At 46.7% G+C, this 14,726-nt stretch carries 16 protein-coding genes; 9 read left to right on the forward strand and 7 right to left on the reverse strand.

Annotation, left to right across the window (positions count from 1 at the left end; genetic code table 11):
* Nucleotides 1-63 precede the first annotated feature (63 nt).
* Nucleotides 64-2,124 carry a DNA topoisomerase I gene (gene topA, locus ACK3SF_RS05375; protein WP_414837672.1) on the forward strand — a complete coding sequence of 687 codons (2,061 nt, stop codon included), beginning with the start codon at nucleotides 64-66 and terminating at the stop codon, nucleotides 2,122-2,124.
* A gap of 1 nt (nucleotide 2,125) precedes the next feature.
* Here topA and ACK3SF_RS05380 read toward each other — a convergent pair whose 3' ends face one another.
* Nucleotides 2,126-2,980 (reverse strand): prephenate dehydrogenase/arogenate dehydrogenase family protein, encoded by an 855-nt coding sequence (locus ACK3SF_RS05380; protein ID WP_414837673.1) that lies wholly within the window; start codon nucleotides 2,978-2,980, stop codon nucleotides 2,126-2,128.
* 96 nt (nucleotides 2,981-3,076) lie between these two features.
* Between ACK3SF_RS05380 and ACK3SF_RS05385 the strand changes: the two genes are divergently transcribed.
* On the forward strand, nucleotides 3,077-3,376 hold the full coding sequence (locus ACK3SF_RS05385) for a 4a-hydroxytetrahydrobiopterin dehydratase (protein WP_414837674.1): 300 nt from the start codon (nucleotides 3,077-3,079) through the stop codon (nucleotides 3,374-3,376).
* Here the strand turns inward: ACK3SF_RS05385 and ACK3SF_RS05390 are convergent.
* Genes ACK3SF_RS05390 through radB form a run of 4 tightly spaced genes read right to left on the reverse strand, consistent with a single transcriptional unit; the run spans nucleotide 3,373 to nucleotide 6,274 of the window.
* Complete coding sequence (locus tag ACK3SF_RS05390) at nucleotides 3,373-4,476, reverse strand: pyridoxal phosphate-dependent aminotransferase (protein WP_414837675.1); 1,104 nt, start codon at nucleotides 4,474-4,476, stop codon at nucleotides 3,373-3,375. The two genes, ACK3SF_RS05385 and ACK3SF_RS05390, sit on opposite strands and share 4 nt — an antisense overlap.
* 12 nt (nucleotides 4,477-4,488) lie before the next feature.
* Nucleotides 4,489-5,265, reverse strand: coding sequence for a prephenate dehydratase (pheA, locus tag ACK3SF_RS05395; RefSeq protein ID WP_414837676.1), 777 nt, complete (start codon nucleotides 5,263-5,265; stop codon nucleotides 4,489-4,491).
* Nucleotides 5,266-5,268: 3 nt separating this feature from the next.
* Nucleotides 5,269-5,544: a chorismate mutase gene (locus ACK3SF_RS05400; RefSeq protein WP_414837677.1), complete on the reverse strand. Its 276-nt coding sequence runs from the start codon at nucleotides 5,542-5,544 to the stop codon at nucleotides 5,269-5,271.
* A gap of 40 nt (nucleotides 5,545-5,584) precedes the next feature.
* A complete protein-coding gene (gene radB / locus ACK3SF_RS05405; protein WP_414837678.1) occupies nucleotides 5,585-6,274 on the reverse strand; it encodes a DNA repair and recombination protein RadB in 690 nt (229 codons plus the stop codon).
* A gap of 98 nt (nucleotides 6,275-6,372) precedes the next feature.
* Between radB and ACK3SF_RS05410 the strand changes: the two genes are divergently transcribed.
* From ACK3SF_RS05410 to ACK3SF_RS05430, 5 genes are all read left to right on the forward strand, one after another.
* The gene (locus ACK3SF_RS05410) at nucleotides 6,373-6,834 is read left to right on the forward strand and encodes a hypothetical protein (protein ID WP_414837679.1); all 462 of its coding nucleotides are present in this window, start codon (nucleotides 6,373-6,375) and stop codon (nucleotides 6,832-6,834) included.
* Nucleotides 6,835-6,924: 90 nt separating this feature from the next.
* On the forward strand, nucleotides 6,925-7,257 hold the full coding sequence (locus ACK3SF_RS05415) for a hypothetical protein (RefSeq protein ID WP_414837680.1): 333 nt from the start codon (nucleotides 6,925-6,927) through the stop codon (nucleotides 7,255-7,257).
* Nucleotides 7,254-9,533, forward strand: a complete 2,280-nt coding sequence (locus ACK3SF_RS05420) for a CDC48 family AAA ATPase (protein WP_414837681.1) — start codon at nucleotides 7,254-7,256, stop codon at nucleotides 9,531-9,533. The genes ACK3SF_RS05415 and ACK3SF_RS05420 overlap by 4 nt, the downstream gene beginning before the upstream one ends.
* Before the next feature lie 72 nt (nucleotides 9,534-9,605).
* Nucleotides 9,606-10,577, forward strand: coding sequence for a DsbA family protein (locus ACK3SF_RS05425; RefSeq protein ID WP_414837682.1), 972 nt, complete (start codon nucleotides 9,606-9,608; stop codon nucleotides 10,575-10,577).
* Nucleotides 10,578-10,618: 41 nt separating this feature from the next.
* The gene (locus ACK3SF_RS05430; RefSeq protein ID WP_414837683.1) at nucleotides 10,619-11,125 is read left to right on the forward strand and encodes a hypothetical protein; all 507 of its coding nucleotides are present in this window, start codon (nucleotides 10,619-10,621) and stop codon (nucleotides 11,123-11,125) included.
* Here the strand turns inward: ACK3SF_RS05430 and map are convergent, their stop codons facing one another.
* Together map and ACK3SF_RS05440 are read right to left on the reverse strand one after the other, a co-directional pair.
* Entirely contained in the window at nucleotides 11,126-12,010 is an 885-nt protein-coding gene (gene map / locus ACK3SF_RS05435; protein ID WP_414837684.1) for a type II methionyl aminopeptidase, read from the reverse strand.
* Between the two features lie 31 nt (nucleotides 12,011-12,041).
* Nucleotides 12,042-13,199: an NAD(P)-dependent malic enzyme gene (locus ACK3SF_RS05440; RefSeq protein ID WP_414837685.1), complete on the reverse strand. Its 1,158-nt coding sequence runs from the start codon at nucleotides 13,197-13,199 to the stop codon at nucleotides 12,042-12,044.
* Between the two features lie 166 nt (nucleotides 13,200-13,365).
* On the opposite strand from ACK3SF_RS05440, the gene ACK3SF_RS05445 reads away from it, so the two are divergent.
* Nucleotides 13,366-14,220, forward strand: coding sequence for a DUF5667 domain-containing protein (locus ACK3SF_RS05445; protein WP_414837686.1), 855 nt, complete (start codon nucleotides 13,366-13,368; stop codon nucleotides 14,218-14,220).
* A 40-nt stretch (nucleotides 14,221-14,260) separates the two neighbouring features.
* The gene (locus ACK3SF_RS05450; RefSeq protein ID WP_414837687.1) at nucleotides 14,261-14,644 is read left to right on the forward strand and encodes a hypothetical protein; all 384 of its coding nucleotides are present in this window, start codon (nucleotides 14,261-14,263) and stop codon (nucleotides 14,642-14,644) included.
* The last annotated feature ends 82 nt before the right edge of the window (nucleotides 14,645-14,726 follow it).

The following is a 14,726-nucleotide window of genomic DNA, read 5'->3' on the forward strand; positions in this document are numbered from 1 at the left end:
TGAATGGCCGAATTAAAAAATCAAGCCTGTAATTATAGAACTGTTGGTGTAGATTAAAGTATTATGCAGACGACAGTGATGGTCGGTGAGAAGCCGAACGTTGCCAGTAAACTGGCTCAGGCCCTGGGAGATTACAGTATGAAGAAGAACCGCGGGGTAAAAAATTACATCATTGAGACAGACGATAGACGTATAATCATCGCACCTGCTGTCGGACACATATTCAATCTTGATTCTACTGAAGAGGGCTGGGATTACCCTGTTTTCGATGTAGAGTGGAAGCCTACCTTCGAGACCAGTGATTCTGCCGACTACATGAAAAAGTACTACAATAATCTCAAAGACCAGCTTGAGAAAGCAGATACATACATTAACGCATGCGACTTCGATCTTGAAGGGAGTGTTATCGGTGCCAACGTCATCAAGCAGATCACAGGAGCTTCAAACGAGCAAATAGAGCGTATGAAGTTCTCCACACTTACCAAAAGTGATCTGCAGGAGGCCTTTGATAATCTGGAGAGCTTCGATGAGGGAATGACAGATGCAGGAATCACACGACACATACTGGATTATTACTACGGTGTCAACGTTTCACGGGCATTGATGCAGGCTGTACGTGAGAATGACCGCTACAAGACTCTGTCCACAGGCCGTGTACAGGGACCGGCACTGAAAGTGCTTGCCGATCGTGAAAGAGAGATCATGGAGTTCGAGCCTGATCCTTACTGGGAGATTTTCCTGCACCACTCAGAGTTCGATGCGAAGTTCCAGGAAACAGGTGCCGATAGAGACAAGACCGACAGGATCTGGAAGGAAGAAGACGCTAATCAGGTTTTCAACACGGTTAAAGGAGAGAAAAAAGCCCGCGTATCGAATATAAAAGTCAATAATTACAGCCACAATCCTCCTGTGCCTTTTAACTTGACAGGCCTTCAGAAAGAGGCCTCCAGCCAGTTCAATCTTTCTCCGAAGAAGACTCAGTCTATTGCACAGTCTCTTTACGAAGATTCTCTGATTTCGTATCCTCGTACCGAGTCCCAGAAATTGCCTGCGAAGCTTGGATACAAGAATCTGCTTAACAAGCTTAAAGGTCAGGACGACTACAGTGAACTGGCGAAGAAGGTTCTGAAGAAGGATAAAAACGATAATATGTATCCTCGGCAGGGGAAGAAGGAGGACGATGCGCATCCTGCGATTTATCCGACGGGTGAGAGGCCTTCGAATCTTTCTAAGATGGAGAGGAAAGTGTATGATTTGATTGTTAAGCGTTTCTTTGCGGTGTTCGGAGATGCTGCGAAGAGGCAGTCTCTGACTTTGACGCTTGATGTACTTGGATACGACTTTACAGCGAAGTCAAAGGTTACAAAGGAGCGTAACTGGTTTGATCTTTATGATCCATATGTTAAAGTTGAGGAGGCGGAGCTTCCAGGTGTTGAGGAAGGTGAGAAGCTTGATGTTGAAGGCTTTGATCTTGAGGAGAAAGAGACGCAGCCACCTCGACGTTACAGCCAGTCTGGAATTGTTTCAGAGCTTGAGAAGAAGAATCTTGGTACCAAGGCTACGAGAGCTGCTACGGTTGATAGACTGTATGACAGGAATTATATCGAGGGCTCTCCTATCGAGGTCTCTGATCTAGGGCTTGCGATAGTCGAGACTCTGGAGAAACATGCTCCTGATCTTATGAGCGAGGAGCTTACTCGTGAGTTCGAGGAAAAGATGGAGGCTATCAGGAACAGCGAGGAAACAAGCGACGAAGTAGTTGAAAAAGCCAGAGAAGAGCTGGAAGAGACATTGATGAAGTTCAAGGAACAGGAAAAAGAGATAGGTGCTGAACTCGTCGATACCATAGACTCAGAGAGAAAGAGAAGACGACAGCTCGGCGACTGTCTTGAATGCGACGACGGCACGTTGCGCATCATAAAAAGCAACGGAAACCGTTTCGTAGGCTGTTCCAACTACCCTGACTGTGAGAACACTTTCCCATTGCCGAGAAACGGCGAAATCAACAGTATGGAGGACGTATGCGAGGAATGTGGCAACCCGAAGATATATGTCAGCAGGGACTCAGGGAACGACTACAACATGTGCATCGATCCCGACTGCCCTACAAAGGATGACTGGTAGACTACCTTACCTCGTTGGAAAGGAACTCTATAACCTTGTCAGTATTTTCCTGGGCCTTCTCCAGATCGAACTGTTCTCCCAGTTCATCGAATCTTTCTGCAAAGGCCTCTTCATCTTCTACTAGCTCACTTAGCTCTTCAGCTGAGTCCACGAAGGCCTTTCTTATGTCCTCATTCTCCGGATTCTCTTTCTGTATGCTTCCGTAGAGGCCTGGCTTCTGGTTCAGCATCCTGGCCGTCAGATCAGTTATCAGGCTGTAGACCGGTGATGAGAACTCCTGCATATCTTCGCCTTCGAACTCGGATTTACGGATCACATCCGCCACTACAAGCTCGGAGAAATGCATTAATCCCTGGACGAAGCTCATCGCCCTGTCATGGCTCTCAGGATCAGTGAAATGCAGATCTGCACCGTTTTCCTCCCAGAACTCCTCCATTACAGTCCATTTCTTCCCTTTCTCGGGACACAGTACTACTTTCTGGCCTTTTATCGTATTGCTGGGTGCGTACATCGGATGCATCCCCAGTACTTCATCAGAATACTTTTTCATGGCCTCTACAGGCCTCTGTTTCACACTTGTTACATCGCAGAAGAGTGCGTTGTCTGGAACTTTCGGGCCTATACTTTCAATTACATCGACTGTTACAGAGATCGGTACTGAGACGATCACGATATCTGCATCCTTTACTATCTCTTCTGATTCACCGTAGCCCCATTCATGTTTATTCGCTATTTTTTCAGCTTTCTCTATGCTGCTGCCGGAGATAAAGATTTCGTTTCCTTCTTCCATGTGTTTTCCAAGATGCTGGCCGAACTTTCCCGTCCCTCCGACAATCGCAATCTTCTGATCAATCATTATGCAGCAAGACCGGACTCGAGGCCTAAATAGATTTTCCAGGAGAAAGGATTAGAGACCTCAACAGTTTTACATCCGGAGATATAATACAGAGATATGGCAGAACTAATTGAAGATGAAGAACTTGAACAGGCGCTGGATGAACTCCAGATCTGGAGCGAGTTGAACGGAAAACTTACTACAAGAGTGGAGTTCGATGACTACAGAGAGACTGTCTTCTTCGCCAACACAGTTTTCTCACTGGCCGAGGAAGAGTTCCACCATCCCGAAGTAAGCGTACAGTACGGCGCCGTTGAAATCGATCTCTGGAGCCACGAAGAAGACGGCATCACAGAAAAAGACTTGGAGATGGCGAAAAAGATAGAGGAAAAAGTAGGAAAGATAAACTGGGATTAACGATTCTCCAATCTGTCAAAGGCCTTCTCTATCTCCTCTTTAGTGGTCGATCCAAAACATATCCTGACGTTTCTATCGCTTTCAGGCCCCATAGGCTCACCGGGGACCATCGCGACACCTTCCTCAATCATATCCATGCAGAAATCCCAGGAATCCTCGCCTACCTCTGGGAAAGCATAGATCGCGCCTTCAGGAGCGACAAAGTCCCATCCCAAGGCCTCCATGCGTTCAACTAACAGATCCCTTCTTTCCTCATAGGCCTCACGCATCTCCTCGACATGCGAATCATTGTTCAAGGCCTCAATCGCCGCGTACTGCGAAATTCTCGGCGGACACGCTGTAGAGGCTCTGGAAACTTTCGCGTATTCCTCTATATTTTCCGGTTCGTCGATTATCCAGCCGACTCTCCAGCCCGTCATCGCATGATTTTTCGAAGCAGAGCCTATAACCGCGGAATCATGTGCATGAACTGCTGGCGAGTAATGCTTCTTTCCGTAGGTGAGTCTGTGATACACTTCATCCGATACGAGGAAAGTATCGTTTTCTTCAGCACATTCACCGATTTCACGGGCCTGATCCTCTGTCAAAACATAGCCCGTTGGATTTCCTGGCGTATTAACAACAATCATGTCAGCCTCAGCAATTTTTTCCTTCGCCTCTTCTCTCAGTTCTCTATCATCGTTCCAGTACTCGACCTGTTCCCATTCATTGCCGTTGACCTCGGAGATCATCTTGTAAGGCCCCCAGCACGGATCATTGAACAAGGCCTTATCGTCTTCTCCAAGCCTGGCGGCGAAGATGGCGAACAAAGCCCCCATACCGCCTGTCGTAACCATCACGTTTTCAAGGCCTAAGTCGAAATCTTGAAATCCTTCTTTGTTATTCTCTTCCTTCAGGACTGCTTCTCTCATCTCTTCAAGGCCCAGCATAGGAGAATATCCCTGTTTGTTTTCCAGGCCTTCTTTAGCTGCTTCTTTAACGTGTTCTGGCGTGTCAAAGCTTGGCTGTCCAATGTCAAACCTTACGACATCGTCCATCTTTGCTGCTTTTTCCGATATTTTTCTGATCGATAAGTTGATATTTTCGATGCGTTCTCTCATGAATTTTTACCTCTATTCAGGCCTCTCTGCTTTCCTGTACCCTCCAAGATTCTGAACGTCTCCGTATGTCTCAAGTGCTGTAACTGCCTTCTGAAGTTTTTCTCCTGAGGCCTCTGCCTCGACATAGAAGTAGTACTCACCGAGCTTTTCCTTCGTAGGCCTTGACTGGATGTGGCTCAAGTTGATCTCGTGTCCCGCGAAACACGACAGCATTGCGTGAAGCAGGCCGGGCCTGTCCTCTCCCGGCTCCAGTATGAGTGAAGATTTTTCTCGGGCCTCTGGTTCACCATTGAGGACAAGGAAACGTGTGACGTTTACGTCCCTGTCCTGGACAGATCTCTTGAGAATGTTTTTATCGTTGATTTCTGCTGCGATCTCTGAGGCCAGAGCGGCTTCTCCTGTTTCAAGGCCTGTTACTGCGTCTGCCGTAGAATTTGTCTCCTCTGTACTCCAGCCGTGTTGTTCTATTATCTGTTTGCACTGGGCCAGGGCCTGGGGATGAGATTTTACTTTTTCGATGTCTTCTATACTTTTTTCGTCGGAGATCAGTGCGTGCTGGATCGGTAGGACGACTTCGCCGGAGATTTTTTCGTCTTTCTCTCTCAAGAGGTCGATTGTGTCTGTTACTCCTCCTCCTAGAGAGTTTTCGATTGGAACTAATTTGGCCTCTGTATCTGATTCAAATACCTCTCTTATAGTTGAACAGAACTCTGGCTCTAAATCTTCGAAGTATTTTTCCGCTGCCTGATGTGTATAGGTGCCTTCAGGGCCTAGAAGTGCGACTTTCAAAAATTATTCTTCCTCCATTAGGTCTTCCTGTATATCGACAGCCGTTTCTATAAGGACTTCAGCCAGTTCCCGGCCTCTCTCTGGAGGCATCTTCTTGTTCTCGAACATTTCCTCGAAATCCTGCTTCACTTCTTCCTCTCTTTCTTCATCACGGATCTGCATATCTTCACGGCTCTTGTAGTTCATTACCTTGAGAACTGCATCCATCCTGTCACGGACGTTTCCAGCTATTCTTTTGTTCGCCTTATCGATCTCCTCACGTGCATCCTCCAGACTCATGTAGATACAGTTGAGGCCTACATTTTAGAATTTTTCCGTGCTAGAAGAGTCCTCCTTCAGATGCCTCAACGAGGCCTTCATCAGTTATCTCAAATCGGACTTCCTTCCCCTCAGGAAGAGAACGGTGCTTCGATATACGGGCCTTCCTGACGTTTTTATCGCCCTGTGAAAGCTTGACAAGGCATTTACTCCAGTACTTTGGAACGTCTCTCCCTACAAGTTCCAGGCCTTCTTCGTCGAAAGATGTGTATACCTGGTTCGTTATCATGACCGGGATATTGTGGTTTCTGGCGATTCCTGAAAGTGTTGAGAGCTGCTGTGAAAGCTCCTGATTAACTTCCTGAGCGTTTTCCCCATTAACTTTCAGGCGGTAAAGAGATACGAGAGAATCAACTACGATAAGATCTATTTCTTTTTCTTCCACCAGATTTTCGAGGCCTTCGATCGTTTCATCCTGCTGTTCGAAGTCTGTAACGTCTTTCAAGAATATATTGTCAAGTGCTTCCTCTGAAGCTATCTGTATGAATCTTTCTGGAGAGAAAGAGGCCTCTGAGTCGACGTATGCTACTTTTCCGCCGTCCATGGCTACCTGTGCTGCTACCTGTATACAGACGTTGGTCTTCCCTGATCCTGACTCGCCGTAAAAATTTGAGATAACTCCTTTCTCCACGCCACCGTTTAACAGCGTATCCAGTGGTTCGCAGCCGGTAGATACTCTTTCTACTTCCACAGACGAATAAAGTGTTACAACTCTTTTATCCTTAATCAGTTGATTTTCCGGAAGAGATTCCGAGGCCTTAAATTCAGGTCTCAGTAAAAAAGTCCTGTATGGAGAAGCGGCACATAATCTACGGAGCTGTCTTCGTAGTAATTTTTGCTCTAGGATCTTTCAATGTGGCGACTGACGGAGAAGTATCTTACATACTGAATAACGGCGAGAAAAATGTTACCCCCGAGATCGATGTGGAGAATAACTTGACTATAGGCCGGAACCAGACTGGGACCGTAGAGGCCTCTATACAGAACGCTCAGAGAGCTTCTTACACAGCAAGCAGAGAGGGAGTTATAGGCCCATACGAGATGACTCCCGAGTATGATATCAGTCCCAGGCCTCGAGGTGTTCTTACATCTCTTCCCCCGTACTGGGTCTGGGACAAAGCTGTAGGACGTATAGATGTGACTATGGAGTTCAATTCTTCAGGCATAGAAAAAGGAAATTACAGTTACGGCGTTGAGGCCTGGAACAACGAGAGTTACAGTAACGAGACTTTCCATGTTGTGGTCGAGTAAATCTTTATTTTCAGGCCTCCTCTCGTCAAAAAGAATTTTTTGTTTACGTAAACAAAAATCAATTTAAGTGTTGCTTATCAATGATTGATTATGCCAGAGAAAGAGGCTGCGTTGATTACGTACAACACTGAGAGAAAGAATTTTGAGTCCGTTTATGAGCGGAACAAGTTTTACAGAGGCCTCTTTGGGTATAAGCAGACGGTTCGGAAGAACGGTAAGGAGTACGAGTATGAGAAAGAGGGTTTGATGGATGAGATCCCGCATATGAGGATTGATGACAGTGTTTTCATCACTTCCACTAAGTACGTTGAGAAGGTTGAGAGCTATTTCAACGAGTGGGGTGAGAAGGTTTCGAAACACGTGTTCAGAGTAGTACTGGAGGATTCAGATATTATCGAGAGGATCAAAGGTGATAAACAATGACAGATGAAAATTCAGTGAAGCTGCGTGTTGGGGAAGTACCTCCTAACGCCCAGCAGGACATCGGAAAAGGTATTGTCAGAATTGACAGCAAAATCATGGAAGAGATTGACGTCCGTGAAGGAGAGGCCGTTGTAATCGAGGGAGATCGTGAGACAGCAGGAAGAGTTGCCAGAAGCTATCCTGCGGACAAAGGCCTCGGTATAGCACGGATGGATGGATACATGCGAAAGAATGCAGGCACAAGCCTGGGAGAAAACGTCTCCGTGAGAAAGGCAGACATCCAGAAGGCTGAGGAGATCACTCTTGCTCCTGCCGAGAAAGGCGTCATGATGCAGGTTTCGAATCCGAATATCTTCAAGAAAGGACTGGCCAATCGTGCAGTTATGCAGGGAGATATCGTCGTACCAGGAAGTGATCGGGACAGGCCTCAGGGAATGTTCGACGACATGCCATTCGACTTCGATATGGACAAGTTCGCATTCAGTTTCGGCGGCGATACAAAACTGATGATTGTAAAGACAAAGCCGAAAGGCCCTGTACAGATAACTAGAGACACAGAGATCAAGGTAAAGAAGCAGGCAGTCGACGAGCAGGAGCAGCAGCGTGTCAAAGTTCCGGACGTAACGTACGAGGACATTGGAGGCCTGGATGAAGAAGTTCAGAAAGTTAGAGAGATGATCGAACTACCTCTAAAACACCCTGAAGTCTTCCAGCAGCTTGGAATCGACGCACCATCAGGAGTACTACTCCAAGGACCGCCAGGAACAGGTAAGACACTCCTGGCAAAAGCAGTAGCCAACGAATCGAACGCTACTTTCCTTTCTATCGATGGCCCGGAGATCATGTCAAAGTACTACGGAGAATCAGAGAAACAGCTCCGTGAAAAATTCGAAGAGGCCCGCGACGATGCTCCAGCAATAATATTCATCGACGAAATCGATGCCATCGCTCCAAAGAGAGATGATACGGGAGGAGAAGTAGAAAGACGTGTTGTAGCACAGCTACTCTCAGAGATGGATGGTCTGGAAGCAAGAGAGAACGTCATCGTTATAGCAGCTACAAATAGAGCAAACGCCATCGATCCAGCATTGAGGAGAGGAGGACGTTTCGACAGAGAGATAGAGATCGGAGTTCCAAACAGAGATGGAAGGAAAGAAATTCTCCAGATCCATACACGAAACATGCCTCTTGCAGACGACGTAGATCTCAATGAGCTTGCAGATAAGACTCACGGCTACGTGGGAGCTGATCTCGAGACTTTATGCAAAGAGGCCGCGATGTACGTCCTCAGAGAGGTGCTTCCTGAGATAGATCTGGACGAGGAGATTCCTAGTGAAGTGCTTGAAGACCTGATAATCGACAGAGATGCTATGATAAAAGGCATGAGAACTGTAGAGCCTTCACAGATGCGTGAAGTCATGGTGGAAGTACCACAGGTCACCTGGGATCAGATAGGAGGCCTCAACGAGACAAAGGAACGACTTCAGGAAATGGTAGAATGGCCACAGGAATATCCAGAAAGATTCGAGAGAATGGGCATAGAAGTACCGAAAGGAATCCTTCTATACGGACTTCCTGGAACAGGAAAGACACTCCTGGCAAAAGCAGTAGCCAACGAATCCAACTCGAACTTCATCTCAGTTAAAGGCCCGGAACTACTTTCCAAGTACGTTGGAGAATCAGAGAGCGCCGTAAGAGAAGTATTCAAGAAGGCTAGACAGGTAGCGCCGTGCGTACTGTTCATCGACGAGATAGACTCTATCGCTCCACGCAGAGGATCCAGAAGTTCGGACTCCGGTGTAGGAGACAGAGTTGTGAATCAGTTGCTGACTGAGCTGGATGGAATAGAAAGCCTTGAAGGAGTTACTGTCATTGCGGCGACGAACAGGCCTGATATGATTGATCCTGCAATCATGAGGCCTGGAAGGATCGACAGGAATGTTGAAGTGGATGTTCCGGATGTAGAGGCCCGGAGAAAAATTTTCGAGGTCCATACGAGAGATATGCCTCTGGCCGATAATGTTGATCTTGATGAGCTTGCTGAGGAGACTGATGGCTTCGTCGGCTCTGATATCGAATCAGTGTGTAGAGAGGCTGGCATGGATGCTCTTCGAGCCGATGGCGATGCATCAGAAGTCACAATGGATGACTTCGAAAGCGCGATAGACGATGTGAAGCCTACAGCTACGGAGGAGAATCTAGAGCGCTACAGATCGATGATGAAGAAGATGCAGGATATAGAGCAGAGCGAAGAGACTCCTGATTACTTCGGATAAATTTGCAGGGAGGACGTGGTTCCCTCCCTGTAACCCTTCTGTTTATTAACAGTAAAATGTTCTAAACTATGTATGTCGGATAGTCACGAGTGTAGTATCTGTGGAGAGGAATTTGATTCTGAAAGAGGCCTGAAAATTCACAAGGGACAGAAGCACCCTGATGAGAAAGAAGAGGCCTCCACAGAAGATGTTTCAAATGATGAAAATGAAGGCGAAGAAGCAGCGGAAAACTCAGTTGATAATGATAATTCAGAAAGTACGGGTGGAGATACTGTCGATCTTAGTTTCTCTGTGCGACAGGCCATAACTGTGGCCTTTGCTTTAGGCCTTTTTGTTGGGTTCACAGGAGGTTTCGTCACTTCCTCCATTACTCCCGGGCCAGAGGCCTCTCCTTCCGGAGATACAGGGGATTCTGGAAGTCAGCTTGAGAAAGTTGACATCGGTAATATCAGTTTCGAGGATGAGCCAAGTCTTGGAGAGGCTGATGCGCCGATAAAAGTCGTTGAGTACACTGACTTTGGATGTCCGTACTGCGCGGAGTGGAACGGTTACGATGCAAGTCCTCGGCTTCCTATTGACACGCAGCAGAATCATCAGAAGCTGAAGGAACAGTACATTGAAACCGGTCAAGTGGAACTGATTATGAAGGATTACCCTGTTCCAAACCTGCATCCTAATGCGATCAGGGCGCATGCAGCAGCTAACTGTGTATATGATCAGAGCGAGGAAAGATACTGGGATTATGCGGCTGAACTTTTCGACCGCAGAGATACCTGGATGGCAGGAGGACAGAACCGTACAACAGAAACATTCAACGATATAGCCTCTGGAATGCAGGAGATAGACAACGAAGAATTCACCCAGTGTTACCTGTCAACCGACGGATCTGAAATGGCAGAGGACAAGAACAATGCCATAAGAAATATCGGCAGACTTGGCACACCGACATTCCTCGTAGGAAACCAGGAAAACGGCTTCGTGAAGATTTCCGGCGCCCAGCCGCTTTCAAACTTCGAAAAGGCCTTTGAGCAGATCCAGAGCTGAACTTGAGGCCTCAAAAAACATTTTTCACCTCTATTTTTATTATGAATGAAAGACTGGAAAAATTCCGGGAAAGCCTTTTCCATCCTTTCAGAAGCTTTTCTACAGGCATCTCGGCGTTGTTTTTCACAGGATTTTTCTTCTTGTTCAGCCTTCTGAGCTCACAGCCAGAGTTCTCGATGCAGATGATTTCATCCGGGATAAGCAACTGGATTCCTGCAGTACAGATAAGATTAGGAGGCCTGATCGCAACATCTGGATACACCGGACTCATACTTACAGGCCTTTTCAGTGCTCTGGCAGCTATCCTACTTGTGAACACCGTATTAGAGCTCAGGTACAGAAACGTGAACAAGAATATAGTAGGGATACTGCCCGGATTTCTTGCCGCCGGATGCGCATCATGCGGAGTAGGCCTCCTCACATTTCTGGGATTCGGAGGCGTACTGGCTTTACTGCCTTATCAGGGAAATCTCCTGCGTCTTGGAGCAGTTATACTGCTTGTAGGCCTCATAAATAGAAATGGCGTTCCCGGACAATGCAAGGCCTAGCTATCTTCTGGTAGTTACTTTTTTCCCGTCCTCAGTCAAGACAACTGTATGTTCTGCCTGGACTACTGTTCCGCCGTTTACTTCGTTCAGTACAGGGTATGAATGCACTATCCCTCCATCAACTAATTTTTTCATTGCCATGCGTTTTCTGGCCCCGAAATCATCAAACCATCTTGGTGTAAACGGCAATCCATTGAACTCTTTGATCCTGTTAAGCAGTTCTCTCTCTACACGGCCTCTAACGTTTCTTTCATTTTCAATTTTGTAGATGTTGCCCTGTGCGCCGTTTTTGATCCGTCCAGAGCCGTCTGTAAGGAAAGGCTCTATAGCAAAAGCATCTCCAACTTCAAAGACGTGATCAGAGTCATTGGAAAAGTTAGGTATCGATACACCAGCGTGTTGCTCATACTTGCCGATATAGTGCCCTGTAAGATTCCTAACTACCTCATACTCCTGTGGAATCTGATCTTCAACAAAATTTCCAAGCTCCCCGACAGTTTTACCTGGCTCAACAAAGTCCAGGGCTTTTTCAAGAACCTGCTCGACCGCATCGATCATTTCCTGATGCTGGCCTGAAGGATTAACAGTCAAAGCAGTATCAGCGATATAACCATCTGAATGTGCCCCTATATCGATTTTTACAACGTCGTCTTCTTTCAGGACTCTGTTTTCTTTAACTCCTGGAGTGTAGTGTGCTGCAGAATCATCTATAGAGATATTTACAGGGAAAGCTGGCTCAAGGCCTTCTTCACGTATCAGGCCTTCAACTTCTTCAGCTATAATTTTTATATTGGTGCCTGGCTCTGCAGCTTTGCGGGCCTTTTTCCTTGCTTTCTGTATTACTTCGCCCGCTCTGATGTAGTTTTCAAGTTTCTCCTCGTTCATAGAGAAAAAAGAGAAGTGAAAACTGAAAAACCTATTCTCTGGCAACTTTGCTTTCTCTGGCAGCCTCCTTGACTTTCTCCGCAATCTCCATTGCAAGCTCCCTATCCAGAGTGTCAGGCACAATCCTGTCTTCTTCTGGCTCGATAAATTCTCTTATAGCCTCTGAAGCAGCTATCTTCATCTCTTCATTTATATCTGAGGCCTTTACATCAAGTGCTCCTCTGAAGACTCCAGGGAATGCCAGCGAGTTGTTCACCTGATTATCGAAGTCGCTTCTGCCTGTTGCAGTGATGAATGCTCCGGCTTCTCTAGCTTCTTCCGGCAGAATTTCAGGATCAGGATTTGCCAGTGCAAAGACTATTGGATCATCCGCCATAGACTCTACCATGTCCTTGGAAACTATTCCCGGAGCTGAAAGGCCTATGAATACGTCCGCATTTTCCATTGCATCGGAAAGATCTCCCTGTTCCTCAGAGGCCAGAGTTCTTTCCGCCAGGCCTGCCTTGTACTCGTTCTGATCGTCTGTTCTGAGGATGCCGGAAGAGTCTACAGGGACAATGTTTTCTGCACCTGCATCGAGCAGGAATTTTGCCACTGCGATACCCGAGGCTCCTGCACCAGATATTGCGATCCGTGCATCTTCAAGGTCTTTTCTGGCAAGATCAAGCGCATTCCTTACAGCAGCACCGACGACTATTGCAGTGCCGTGTTGATCGTCGTGGAAAACCGGGACGTCAAGAGATTTTTTCAGAGTCTCTTCTACACGGAAACAGCGTGGAGCCTTGATATCCTCAAGATTTACTGCACCAAAAGTCGGCTCCAGGGCCTCAACATGCTCTACAATATCACCTGCAGTTTCCGCATCAAGACATACAGGGAATCCGTCAACACCGCCGAATTTTTTCATCAAGTTGGCTTTTCCTTCCATCACAGGCATAGAGGCCTCTGGACCTATATCGCCCAGTCCAAGGACTGCGGAGCCGTCAGAAACTATAGCCACAAGATTTCCTTTTGAAGTATAATTATAGGCCTCTTCATTGTCTTGAGATATTTCTTTACACGGCTCTGCGACTCCAGGAGTGTATACGAGATTCAGATCCTCTTTTCCATCTATCTTTACTGAAGGTTCTACAGATATTTTTCCAGGGTTTTTACTGTGAAGTTCCAGTGCTTCTTCTCTGTCAACCATAGTTTGATTCTTGGTGCAGAACTCCTTAATTCTTTTTCCAAAACCCGATCTAACAGAATTGAACAGGGAAAACTGGCGAAGGAGGCCTGTAGAGGATTTTACAGTCCGCAGATAAACGTTCATTCAGAGGCCTGATTTAAAATCCTTCGGAGACGAATAGGCATGTATGAGAAAGGCTTTACTAATCATCTTGTTCGCTGTAACATTTTTCACCGTAGCAGGAGCTGGACAGCCACAGATAGATCAGACGGAAAGCGGCGCGGATCCCGGACTTATGCCGGGGAACTTTCTCTATGGACTGGAAAAGTTCGTGGAGGATCTTGAAGTCCGCATAGCCGGTGCTGTAGGAGGCCCGGATATGAAGTCCAAGGCTCTGGCGAACAATGCGGAGGAGAGGCTTGCAGAGGCCAATGCTCTGGCCGACAGGAACAGGAGCGAGGAGGCCTCAGAGATGGTACAGGCCTATTCAGATACTCTCAACAGATCAAGAAGTATAGCTGCCGGAAACAACAATACCGATCTAACAGAGCAACTCGATAATATTTCAAGGAGAAATACTCAGAAACTGGAGGAAGTGAAGAATAAAGTTCCGGAACAGGCCAGAGCCGCCATCCAGAAAGCTATAGATAAGTCTCGAAATCCCGGGAAAACAGGGAGGCCTGAGAGCCCTGGTAAAAGCGGAGAAGTGAACTCCAGAGGATCAGATACCGGAAATGTTACCGGCACACCAGCGAACAATGATAGAATGGCAAAATCACCCGGGAAAGATTCGATACCAGGAAACATGAGTAATCCCGGAAGTAATGCTCCAGATAGAGAAGTCAGGCCTGAAAGACAGAATGATTCGCCTGTAGGAGGCGCGAACACCAGTGTTTCAGAAAACATCGGAAATGATGATAACATAGGAAATCCTGCCGACAGGCCTGATAACTCGATTAATGAGAATGAGAGAAGTGCAGGAAAAGATACCGGAGAGTTATCTGGAAAATCTAATGAGATAGACAGGCCTGGAAGGCCTTGAATCGGAGTATTTTTTATCTGTGGAGGCCTAGAGAATTGTTATGGCAGTTCCTTTTCCCGAAGCCGAGTTTGAGATTCTTATCTATATGCTTCTGGGAGCATTTATCGCTTTGAGTTTTGCAGCAGGCCTGTATATCTGGAAGCTTCAGAAGTTTCTTGACGAGGAGTACTACAGTGATGACGAGTCCGAAGATCTCAGGGTTGATAATATAGGTCTTTCAAGGCGTGCAGAGGAGATAATTGATGCCGTCCTGGATGAGCCTATGCTTCAGAGTGAGTTGCCTGATGAGATCGGTGTATCAAAGGCTACTGTGAGTAATGCTGTCTCCGAGCTTTTCGAGAGAGGTCTTGTGATAAAGAAGAAAAAGGCGAATACCTATCTGATTGAACCTGATATCGATGAGCTTGAGAAGCAGCAGAGATGAACGAAACTGAACATGTGAAAGGCCTTGTTAAACGCTATTGAACGGTTTTTGAACGTTGTTAAACGCTTGTTTCTGGAAACGC

It is taken from the genome of Candidatus Nanosalina sp. VS9-1 (assembly GCF_047555085.1).
GTDB lineage: Archaea > Nanohalarchaeota > Nanosalinia > Nanosalinales > Nanosalinaceae > Nanosalina.

Coding starts and splice junctions, on each gene's coding strand:
- ACK3SF_RS05385 (WP_414837674.1), top strand. CDS start 3,077: ATGGCAGAACTAATTGAAGATGAAGAACTTGAACAGGCGCTGGATGAA.
- ACK3SF_RS05380 (WP_414837673.1), bottom strand. CDS start 2,980: ATGATTGATCAGAAGATTGCGATTGTCGGAGGGACGGGAAAGTTCGGC.
- ACK3SF_RS05430 (WP_414837683.1), top strand. CDS start 10,619: ATGAATGAAAGACTGGAAAAATTCCGGGAAAGCCTTTTCCATCCTTTC.
- ACK3SF_RS05400 (WP_414837677.1), bottom strand. CDS start 5,544: ATGAGTCTGGAGGATGCACGTGAGGAGATCGATAAGGCGAACAAAAGA.
- ACK3SF_RS05415 (WP_414837680.1), top strand. CDS start 6,925: ATGCCAGAGAAAGAGGCTGCGTTGATTACGTACAACACTGAGAGAAAG.
- ACK3SF_RS05410 (WP_414837679.1), top strand. CDS start 6,373: ATGGAGAAGCGGCACATAATCTACGGAGCTGTCTTCGTAGTAATTTTT.
- ACK3SF_RS05420 (WP_414837681.1), top strand. CDS start 7,254: ATGACAGATGAAAATTCAGTGAAGCTGCGTGTTGGGGAAGTACCTCCT.
- ACK3SF_RS05440 (WP_414837685.1), bottom strand. CDS start 13,199: ATGGTTGACAGAGAAGAAGCACTGGAACTTCACAGTAAAAACCCTGGA.
- ACK3SF_RS05445 (WP_414837686.1), top strand. CDS start 13,366: ATGAGAAAGGCTTTACTAATCATCTTGTTCGCTGTAACATTTTTCACC.
- ACK3SF_RS05425 (WP_414837682.1), top strand. CDS start 9,606: ATGTCGGATAGTCACGAGTGTAGTATCTGTGGAGAGGAATTTGATTCT.
- topA (WP_414837672.1), top strand. CDS start 64: ATGCAGACGACAGTGATGGTCGGTGAGAAGCCGAACGTTGCCAGTAAA.
- map (WP_414837684.1), bottom strand. CDS start 12,010: ATGAACGAGGAGAAACTTGAAAACTACATCAGAGCGGGCGAAGTAATA.
- ACK3SF_RS05390 (WP_414837675.1), bottom strand. CDS start 4,476: ATGAGAGAACGCATCGAAAATATCAACTTATCGATCAGAAAAATATCG.
- ACK3SF_RS05450 (WP_414837687.1), top strand. CDS start 14,261: ATGGCAGTTCCTTTTCCCGAAGCCGAGTTTGAGATTCTTATCTATATG.